Source organism: Trebonia sp., from assembly GCF_049794275.1.
Classification (GTDB): domain Bacteria; phylum Actinomycetota; class Actinomycetes; order Streptosporangiales; family Streptosporangiaceae; genus Trebonia.
In genome coordinates this window covers 1-2203 of the sequence record NZ_JBARCR010000392.1, presented here as the reverse complement: position 1 = coordinate 2203, position 2203 = coordinate 1, and the positions used below count along the sequence as shown (strand labels likewise).

The following is a 2203-nucleotide window of genomic DNA, read 5'->3' as shown; positions in this document are numbered from 1 at the left end:
GACCAGCGAGTACGAGCACGACGGGCTGCGGGTCAGCGGCGGACGGGTGCTGGGTCAGCTGATCGCGATGAACCGCGGCGAGGTGTGACCGCCAGGCATCCCGCGATGGCGGTCAGGACCCTATGGCGGACAGCAGGTGCTTGCACGCGTCGTTGGCCCGCGCCTCGGGGCTGCCAGGACTGGCCGTCATTTGCCAGCGGACTCCGGCGGCCCCCGATGGGCTGGGGAGGGGAAAGTCCGGCAGGCCATGACTGCGCACGCACTGCGCGTAGGCAAGTTGCTGCTGGTAGGTCCCGGGCTCTGTCGAGGAAGGGCCGCCGGAGGATCCGAAGTGCACATGCACCACGCCGCACCCTGCCGTCAGAACGGCGGCGGCCGCTGCCACAGCCAGGGCTCGCGCGCACCGCAGGTTTCTGTTCGAACCGGTCTTGTCGTTCATCGCGGCCTCCTCATCGAGCCGGTCATGAGTAGCGCCTGGAATCGGCTGAATCGCAGGAGGAAGAACACCGCCCCGGCAAGGGTCGCCAGGGCGCCGAACCCGATCAGCAGCCAGGAATCGCCCCCGCCGGCCGACACGTCACGCGCGGAAGCCGGATTGCCCGGGTCGTAGGACACTTGCACCTGGTCACCCGTGTCTATCGGGTTGCCGGACTCGGGCCCGGCGAAGGTGAAGGTACGGCCGTTCGCGGCCGTGAACTGGATAGCCGGCACCCAATAGGCGGAGCAGCCATGGCGGCCGCAGTTCTGCCCGGTACTGACACTGACGACGGTGCCGGTCGCCGTCCTCCCGCCGGCGATCGGCTGTGCCGCGTCGTAGCGGCGCATGCCGCCAACCAGCAGTGCCACCCCGATGGCGAGGAAGACGGCGAATCGCAGCTGCGCGACCCAACTCGGCACCGGTTGGCGAGTGAGCCCGAAGAGAGAGCCGGAACTAGTCACACGTCCCTGTGTACAGAATGGGAGGTGACAGCACGGTGACCGAAAATGTGACCTACGTGTCACCTTCCCCGTGTGATCCTGGGAACGTGCGGGTTCTGGTGACCGAAGACGACGAGGTACTGGCCACGACGGTGGCGGCTGGGCTGCGCCGGGAGGGGATGGCCGTCGACGTGGCCCTGGACGGCGCCGTGGCCCTGGAGCGTCTCGCGATCAACCGCTACGACGTGGTGGTGCTCGACCGGGACCTGCCCGGCGTGCACGGCGATGACGTCTGCCGGGCCCTTGCCGCGGACAGATCCGAGAGCCGGGTCCTGATGCTCACCGCGGCGAGGTCGGTCAGGGACCGGGTGGAGGGCCTCGACCTGGGCGCCGATGACTACCTGCCCAAGCCGTTCGACTTCGCCGAGCTCGTGGCCCGGATAAGGGCCCTCGGCCGGCGGGCCGCCGCCCCGCTGCCCGCTCACCTCGAACACGACGACCTGACCCTGGACCCAGCCCGCCGCGTGGCGGTCCGCGCCGGGCGGCGCCTGCCGCTTACTCCCAAGGAGCTCGCCGTGCTCGAGTGCCTGCTCGCCGCGGACGGACGGCCGGTATCGGCCGAGGAGCTGCTCGAGCGGGTGTGGGACGAAGCAGCCGACCCGTTCACCAGCACCGTGAAGACCACCATCGGCAGGCTCCGCGCCAAGCTCGGCGACCCGCCGGTGATCGAAACCGTCCGGGAGAGCGGCTACCGCATCGGAGGACCATAATGCGCGTTCCCCGCCGGACCGCCCGGCTGCGCCTGACCGTCCTGTATGGCGTGGCGTTCCTGGTGTGCGGCGCTGCCGTGCTCGCCGTCGTCACCTACCTGGTCTTCGGGCGCGCGAACGTCAGCCAGCCGGGAAACACCGCCTCCGCGGAATTCAGCGGCAGAGTCCCCGCCGCCGCCGTCCACCGGGCAGGTGCCAACGACATCATTCCCATTCCCGTCCCCGCCTACGATGTCCAGCAGTCAGGCCGGTACGACATCGTCAATATCCGCACGCCCGAATCCCAGCCTGTCTTCACCGCCGCTCAGAAGGCGAAGCTGCTTTCCGAGGCGCAGGTGCGCGTCTCCTACGACGAGCGGCAGATCCTGATCATCTGCGCCGCCGCGCTGGCCGTCATCGCGGTGGCCGCCGCCGTGATCGGCTGGCTCATCGCCGGCCGGGTGCTGCGCCCGCTGCGGACGATCACTACCGCCGCCCGGCGGATCTCCGCCAGCAGCCTGCACGAACGGCTGGCC

2 protein-coding genes and 1 pseudogene are annotated in these 2203 nt (G+C 69.8%); 2 read left to right on the top strand and 1 reads right to left on the bottom strand.

Annotated features, from left to right (window positions below):
- Positions 1-435: 435 nt before the first annotated feature.
- Positions 436-897, bottom strand: a complete 462-nt coding sequence (locus tag WA805_RS10660) for a DUF3592 domain-containing protein (protein WP_422271601.1) — start codon at positions 895-897, stop codon at positions 436-438.
- Positions 898-1025: 128 nt separating this feature from the next.
- Between WA805_RS10660 and WA805_RS10655 the strand changes: the two genes are divergently transcribed.
- Both WA805_RS10655 and WA805_RS10650 read left to right on the top strand, forming a co-directional pair.
- The gene (locus tag WA805_RS10655) at positions 1026-1688 is read left to right on the top strand and encodes a response regulator transcription factor (protein ID WP_422340692.1); all 663 of its coding nucleotides are present in this window, start codon (positions 1026-1028) and stop codon (positions 1686-1688) included.
- Positions 1688-2203: pseudogene (locus WA805_RS10650) on the top strand (hypothetical protein); the annotation flags it as partial. The gene WA805_RS10655 and the pseudogene WA805_RS10650, both read left to right, overlap by 1 nt.